Source organism: Halomonas sp. HMF6819 (genome assembly GCF_044335525.1).
Lineage (GTDB): Bacteria > Pseudomonadota > Gammaproteobacteria > Pseudomonadales > Halomonadaceae > Vreelandella.
In genome coordinates this window covers 1,297,995-1,305,180 of the sequence record NZ_JBIQVY010000001.1, presented here as the reverse complement: position 1 = coordinate 1,305,180, position 7,186 = coordinate 1,297,995, and the positions used below count along the sequence as shown (strand labels likewise).

The 7,186-nt window shown below is 61.6% G+C and carries 10 protein-coding genes; all 10 read left to right on the top strand.

The genetic code is table 11. The annotated features are described in order from the left end of the window. The coding region (locus tag ACGLWX_RS05965; RefSeq protein ID WP_396238132.1) for a glycoside hydrolase family 104 protein at positions 1-322 on the top strand (322 nt) is incomplete at its 5' end. 30 nt (positions 323-352) lie between these two features. Further along, positions 353-703, top strand: coding sequence for a phage holin, lambda family (locus ACGLWX_RS05960; RefSeq protein ID WP_396238130.1), 351 nt, complete (start codon positions 353-355; stop codon positions 701-703). Next, entirely contained in the window at positions 700-1,158 is a 459-nt protein-coding gene (locus ACGLWX_RS05955; RefSeq protein ID WP_396238128.1) for a hypothetical protein, read from the top strand. Before ACGLWX_RS05960 ends, ACGLWX_RS05955 begins: the two co-directional genes overlap by 4 nt. 108 nt (positions 1,159-1,266) lie before the next feature. Further along, entirely contained in the window at positions 1,267-1,629 is a 363-nt protein-coding gene (locus ACGLWX_RS05950; protein ID WP_396238126.1) for an HNH endonuclease, read from the top strand. A 106-nt stretch (positions 1,630-1,735) separates the two neighbouring features. Next, positions 1,736-2,182, top strand: a complete 447-nt coding sequence (locus ACGLWX_RS05945) for a phage terminase small subunit P27 family (protein WP_396238124.1) — start codon at positions 1,736-1,738, stop codon at positions 2,180-2,182. 3 nt (positions 2,183-2,185) lie between these two features. Continuing rightward, complete coding sequence (locus ACGLWX_RS05940) at positions 2,186-3,904, top strand: terminase large subunit (RefSeq protein WP_396238122.1); 1,719 nt, start codon at positions 2,186-2,188, stop codon at positions 3,902-3,904. Then, the gene (locus ACGLWX_RS05935; RefSeq protein WP_396238120.1) at positions 3,904-4,083 is read left to right on the top strand and encodes a hypothetical protein; all 180 of its coding nucleotides are present in this window, start codon (positions 3,904-3,906) and stop codon (positions 4,081-4,083) included. The genes ACGLWX_RS05940 and ACGLWX_RS05935 overlap by 1 nt, the downstream gene beginning before the upstream one ends. Next, positions 4,070-5,299: a phage portal protein gene (locus ACGLWX_RS05930; RefSeq protein WP_396238118.1), complete on the top strand. Its 1,230-nt coding sequence runs from the start codon at positions 4,070-4,072 to the stop codon at positions 5,297-5,299. Before ACGLWX_RS05935 ends, ACGLWX_RS05930 begins: the two co-directional genes overlap by 14 nt. Next, entirely contained in the window at positions 5,296-5,907 is a 612-nt protein-coding gene (locus tag ACGLWX_RS05925; RefSeq protein WP_396238116.1) for an HK97 family phage prohead protease, read from the top strand. The genes ACGLWX_RS05930 and ACGLWX_RS05925 overlap by 4 nt, the downstream gene beginning before the upstream one ends. Positions 5,908-5,916: 9 nt before the next feature. Beyond that, positions 5,917-7,173 carry a phage major capsid protein gene (locus ACGLWX_RS05920; protein WP_396238114.1) on the top strand — a complete coding sequence of 419 codons (1,257 nt, stop codon included), beginning with the start codon at positions 5,917-5,919 and terminating at the stop codon, positions 7,171-7,173. Positions 7,174-7,186 lie beyond the last annotated feature (13 nt).

The following is a 7,186-nucleotide window of genomic DNA, read 5'->3' as shown; positions in this document are numbered from 1 at the left end:
CCGCTATCAGATACTGAGCCGCTTCTGGGATCACTACCGCAAAACGCTGGCGCTGCCCGATTTCGGGCCGCTGAGTCAGGACCGGTACGCGATCCAGCAACTGCGCGAACAGCGCGCTCTGCCGCTGATCAAGGCGGGGCGCATCAAAGAGGCAATCGCTCGGTGCGCCAACATTTGGGCATCAATGCCGGGCGCCGGGTACGGGCAGCATGAGCACACTGTCGAGCGTCTGCTGAAAGAGTATCAGCGAGCCCACGGTGTGCTGTGCGATTCGGACAAGACCTGGTACGAGCGTGCGCTGCTCAAGCGCCGCGCAGCTTAATCACTTCACTGGCCGCCGAGGTGGCCGCACATGTACAGACACGACGAGCCGGACGCGATGCCGAACAAAGATCCCAGTAACTGGCACGCGCTGATTGATTACATCATGAGCGCCTGGCCTCAGATATACGCCGTCGGACTGGCCATGATAATCGCGCTGGTGCGGGCGATTCATGCGGGAGGTCGACCGATGAAGAGTGTGCTGGAGGCCGTGCTGTGCGGTTCGTTAACCCTATCGCTGATGCCGCTGCTGGAGTATTTCGGCTTCGCTCAGAACATGGCCGTTGCCTTGGGCGGCGCGATCGCGTTCCTGGGCGTCGAATGGTTGCGCGATAAGCTCGATGCCCTGTACGAGAAGCTAATCGGTCGGTGGCTCAAATGATTACCCGCTGGCTGAGTAGCGCAACGCCGTGGCTGATCGCGGGCCTCATCGGTCTGCTGGTATTCCAGTTTCAATATGCTCAGAAGCTGGATGCCGAGCGAGAGCTGGCCGAGGTTCGAGAAGAGCACGAGCGCAACCGCGCCGACATTTTGCTGGAGAATCAGCGCGACCTGCGCCAGCAGAACGCGACGTTGAACCGCTCGCTGGCTGAGCGTGACAGGTTACTGGGCGAGATCGCCGATGACATGAGCGCCAGCCGTACCGCGCTCGAGCAACTGGGAGAGACCGATGCAGAATCGCGCGTTTGGATGGATGAGCCTGTGCCTGCTGGCATTGCTGAGTGGGTGCGCCAGCTCCAGACCCGCTCTGGTCCCACTGCCGCACCAATGCCCGATCGTGCCAGAGCACCTTACCAACGAGCTGCCGGCCCCTCAGCCGATTCTGCGAAGCAATAAAGGGCTGCTTGATCTGGTTGCGCGCTATGAAGCCCTGCGCCGCCGCATGAATGCTGACCGAGCGACGGTCGTTGAGATTCTGGCTCATGGCGACAGGGATGATCAGTAATGGTCGCTCGCATTCCTAAGCCATGCCGCGACAAGCTGTGCCGACGAACGACACGCAACGCTCACGGCTACTGTGACGAGCACGCCGAGCAGGCAAAGGCGTGGAGTCGTGGCCGTGCCGGTCGAGGGCGTGGCGGACGCGCATGGCGCCGGATGCGTGACGCGGTGCTCGAGCGTGATCGCTACCTGTGCCGTGAGTGCCAGCGGCAGGGCCGGGCGACGCCGGCGGTGTCAGTCGACCACATCGTGCCAGAGGCCGAAGGCGGCGCCACCACGATGCACAACCTCGAGGCCTTGTGCGGACCTTGCCACACGGCGAAGACGCAGGCGGAGGCGCTGAGGGCGCGCCAGCGCGGCGGCTGACACCCCGGGGGCGGGGTAAATCTCTACAGCCCTCGAACGCGGACACCGCACCCTCAAGTCAATTTTTTTACGCGAGAAATAACGAAACTTTTTTGGAGGGGGTGAGGTGAACAACAACGCTCCCGTTCGCGCCTCTGGTGGTGGTCGAAAACGCAAAACGACGGCCCAGCATAAAAGCTCGCTGACCCGAATTAACCCGCCCGCCGAGCTGGTCGGGCCGCACGCCGTAAAAATGTGGAAGCAGCAATCCAAGGTGTTGATCGAGCGTGGCACGTTCGAAATCGAGGACGCGCCGTTGCTCCAGGCGTACTGCAACGCCTTCCAGCGCATGCTCGATGCCGACATCGAGATTAACGCCCAGGGCCTGACGGTGCCCACCGCCGACGGCAGCACGAAAATGAATCCGGTGATTAACGCTCACTCAAAATACGCGCAGCAGTTCTCGCGCTTTGGCTCATTGCTAGGGCTCGACCCGCTGACTCGGCTGCGCATGATGGGCGGCGAGGGCGGCAGCGGCGAAGGCGACGAGGGTAACGAATTCGACGAGTACTGATTTATGGCAGCCTACCCGAACGTCAACGCGGCGCAGCGTTATGCCCGGGACGTAGTAGGCGGCAAGATTCTCGCGTGCAGCTACGTCAAAGCGGCATGCGCTCGTCACCTCAACGACTTGAAGGCGAGCAAGGCCAAGGCCTACCCCTACAAGTTTGACCGCGACGCCGCCGAGCGCGTGTGCAGTTTCATCCAGTTGATGCCGCACACGAAGGGCAAGTGGGCGCGCGGCAAGCAGCGCATCACGCTTGAGCCCTGGCAGTTGTTCATCTTCTCGATGATCTACGGCTGGAAGATTAAGGCGGACAACAACCGCCGCTTCCGTGAGGCCTACATCGAAGTGCCCCGGAAAAACGGCAAGTCGATCATCGCCGCCGGCGCGGGTATTTACGGGCTTTGTGCAGATAACGAGTACGGCGCCGAGGTCTACTGTGGCGCCACGTCAGAGTCGCAAGCGTGGGAGGTATTTCGACCCGCGCTGACCATGGCCAAAAAGCTGCCCAACCTGCGTAAGAAATTCAACGTAGTGACATGGGCGAAGAAGCTGGAACGCCCCGACGGCAGCAAATTCGAGCCAGTGATCGGCGATCCCGGAGACGGTGCGAGTCCATCGCTGGCGATCATCGACGAGTACCACGAGCATCGAGACTCTTCGCTTTACGACACGATGATCAGCGGCATGGGGTCACGCGACCAGCCGTTGGTGCTGGTGATCACCACCGCGGGTTCTGACATCGCCGGTCCCTGCTACGTAATGCGCGACCGCAGCATCAACATGCTGGAAGGCACCGAACAGGAAGACGACCTTTTCGCCATCGTGTACACGATCGATAAGGACGACGACTGGACCACCGAAGAGGCAATCCTCAAGGCCAACCCGAACGCCGGGGTATCGGTATCGCTCAGCTACCTGAAGGCCCGGCAGGCGTCGGGCATCAAGCACGCGCGTAAAACCAACAACATCAAGACCAAGCACTTCAATGTCTGGGTGTCAGCGAAGGAAGGCTTTTTCAACATGCAGTCCTGGAAGGATTGCGAAGATAAGACGCTAACGGTTGAGCAGCTCAGGGGCGCCGATTGCTACTACGGCTTTGACCTTGCCAGCAAGCTCGATTTGACCAGCATGGTTCGCGTATTCACCAAAGTGATCGACGGCCGCCACCACTACTACTGCGTGAGCCCGAGCTTCTGGATGCCCGAGGACACGGTGTTCAACAGCGAAGAACAGCGCCTAGCCGAGCGGTATCAGGGGTGGGTTGAGTCAGAACATCTAGAGAGCACGCAGGGCGCAGAGATCGACTACCGCGAACTGCTGGCCGATGCGAAAGAGGCGCATGCCGAAGCGCCTTCGCGGGAAGCCGGTATCGACCCTCATGGCGCCGCAAATTTGTCGCATCAGCTCGATGATGAAGGCTTCAATCCGGTCATTATGAAGCAAAGCTTCACGCATATGTCCGACCCCATGAAGGAGCTTGAAGCCGCCATCCTGACGGGCCGATTCCATCATGACGGGCATCCAATCCTTACGTGGTGCGTAGGGAACGTGGTCGGCAAAAACATGAACGGCAACGACGACGTGGTGCGCCCCATCAAGCAGGGCAACCACAACAAAATCGATGGCGCGGTCGCGCTGATCATGGCGATCGGCCGGGCCATGAATGCGGCGCAATCCGGCGGCAGCTTTCTCGACTCTCTCTCCGACGACGACATTCTGGTGATGTAATGCGCCAACTTTTAATTGATACCCTGGGCCTCGCCGGCTTCGGGGCGCTTAACTACGGCCTGTATTTGCGGTTTGGCCTGGCGGACGCCCTGATTACTGGCGGGGCGTTGCTGCTGGTGCTGGCGCTGGTCGCCACGCGAGCCGCCAAGCGCGCCGGAGGTGGCCATGCTGCTGGATAGTCTCTTCGGTCAGAGCGAGGCCCGCGAGAGCATCGAGAATCCGGGCGTCCCGCTGACGACGCAGAACCTCGAGGAATTTTTTAGCGGCGACATGGCGATCACGGTCAACAACCTATCCGCCATGCAGCTCGCCGCCGTCTACTCGTGCATCTATGTGCTGAGCAGCTCCATCGCGCAGCTGCCGCTCGGCGTAATGCGCCGACAGGGCGACAAGATCGAGCCAGCCAGGGACCACCCCGCGTATTGGCTGCTGCACGACGAGCCCAACATGTGGCAGACCAGCTACAAGTGGCGAGAGACGAAGCAGAATCACGTGCTCGGCTGGGGCAATGGCTACACGCAAATCGTGCGCTCCAACCGCGGCGAGCTGCGCGAGCTCAAATGCCTGTACCCCTGGGAGACCGATCTGGTGCAGCACGGCAGCCGTTGGATCTACACCAATTACGGCGAGGGCGACGCCATTGCCGTGCAGGTCGAGGACATGATCCACGTACGCGCCTTGGGCTCGTCGCTTCGCAAGGGCATAAGCCCCATTCGCCAGCACGCTCAGACCATCGGGTTGGGCCTGGCTGCTCAGCGCTACGGCAAGGAGTTTTTCGAGGGGGGTGGTCGCCCGACCGGACTGGTCAGCGTCAAGAACACGCTGACTGAAAAAAGCTGGGAACAGCTCAAGAAGGTTTGGCAGGGCTCGGTTAACCAACTGCGCAAGAGCGATAACAAGACGCTCATGCTGCCCGCCGACCTCAACTACCAGTCGATCACGGTACCGCCCGAAGACGCGCAATTCCTCGAGACCCGCAAGTTCAACCGCTCGGAGATCGCCGGCATCTTCAACGTGCCCGCGCACATGATCAACGACCTCGAGCGCGCCACGTTTTCGAATATCAGTGAGCAGGCCATTCAGTTCGTGCGCCACACCATCTTGCCCTGGGTGAAGAACTGGGAAGAGGAAATCAATCGCCGGGTGTTCACCCGCGCCGAGCGTGCCGCTGGCTTCTACGTGAAGTTCAACCTGGCCGGGCTGCTGCGCGGCACACCCACCGAGCGCGCCGAGTTCTATAACCGCGGCATCACCGACGGCTGGCTGGACCGAAACGAGGTTCGTGCCCTCGAGGACATGAACCCGCGCGAAGGCCTCAGCGAAATGCTTATCAGCGTCAACGCCCAGCCGCTTACCGCGCTGGAACGCAATAACGAACAGGAGCCCACCTCATGAGCGAGGAAATCGAAAAACGCGCCTTGGCTTGCGAGGTGAAGGCAGAGACCCGCGCCGAGGGCGATGAAGAGCGCACGCGCATAGTCGGCTACGGCGCGGTGTTCGATCACCGTAGCGACATGATCATGGGCATGTTCAAGGAGCGCATCGCCCCCGGCGCATTCGATGACGTGCTCGGTGACGACGTGCGCGGCCTGTTCAACCACGACCCCAACTTCGTACTGGGCCGCACGCTCAGCAAAACGCTAACGCTCAGCGTCGACGCCGAGGGTCTGCGCTACGAGATCGACCCGCCGGACACCCAGACCGTGCGCGACCTGGTGCTGGCGCCACTTCGACGCGGCGACATCACCGGCAGCTCGTTTGCCTTTCGCGTTGCCCCGGACGGTGACGAATGGACCGAGGACGCCGACGGCGTGATCGTCCGCACCATTAACCGCTTCTCTCGCCTGCTGGATGTGTCGCCTGTGACCTATCCAGCGTACCCCGACGCGGGCGCCGCCGCGCGCTCACTCGAGGCCCGCTGCCAGGAGATCAAGGATCTAGGCAAGCGAGCCATCAACCAGCGCCGCGCCCGCGAGCGCTTACTCGACATCATCGGAGCCTGAGGCCACACCATGAAACTCCACGAGCTGAAACAGAAATACGCCGCGATCGCCAAGGACATGCGGGCGCTGAACGAAACCATCGGCGACAACGCCTGGACCGATGAACAGCGTACGTCCTGGAAGAAAATGAAAACCGACCTCGACGCGCTGAAAGACCAGATCGAGCGCGAGGAAGAGCTGCGCGACGCCGACCAGCGCTTTGCCGAGGAAAGTGGCGAAAAATTCCGCCGTAACGGCGGCGGTAATGAAGCTGGCGCCGGTGCGGGTGGTGAAGCCCGAGGCGGTGATGATCGCGCCGCCGAGCAGCGCGCCGCGTTCGATGCGTTCCTTCGCCAAGGCATCGGCGAGATGTCAGCCGAACAGCGCCAGGCGCTTCGAGAGCTTCGTGCTCTGGCGACCTCGCCGGGCGAGAAGGGTGGCTACACCGTGCCCGAGCAGATGCTCAACTACATCGTCGAGTCGATGAAGGATTACGGCGGCTTGGCCGAGGTGTCCCAAATTTTGACCACCGATACCGGCCAAACCATGCAGTGGCCTACCAGCGACGGCACTAACGAAGAGGGTGAGCTTCTCGGCGAGAACCAGGAGGCAAGCGAACTAGACCCCAGCTTCGGCATGGACGACTTGGGCGCTGTGAAGCTGTCATCCAAGGTCATCCGCGTATCGAACGAGCTGCTGCAGGACAGCGGCATCGACATTGAAGCGTTTCTCGCCCGCCGCATCGGCGAGCGCATAGGCCGGGGCGAATCGCGCTATCTGGTGCAGGGTACCGGCGGCGGCACGCCTCGCCAGCCCAAGGGCCTTGAGGCCTCGGTTACCCGCACGGTCACCGCCGCGGCGAACGATGAAGTGACGTGGAAGGAGATCAACGGCCTGATTCACGCCGTCGACCCAGCTTACCGCCGCACACCCGGCTTCCGTATCGGCATGAACGACAACACGCTCAAGCTGTTGACGGAAATGGAAGACCTGCAGGGACGCCCGCTTTGGTTGCCGGAGGTCGCAGGCGCTGCCCCCGCCACCATTTTGAATCGCCAGTACTTTATTGACCAGGCGATCGCCGACATGGGCGCGGGTAACAAATTCCTCTACGCCGGTGATTTCAAGCGCTTCATCATCCGCCGCGTGCGCTACATGGCCATCAAGCGTCTGGTCGAGCGTTACGCCGAGTTCGACCAGACCGGCTTCCTCGCCTTCCACCGCTTCGACTGCATTCTGGAAGACACGGCCGCCATCAAGGCGCTGGTCGGCGGCGCTGGCGCGTAACCGGAGGCGCTCC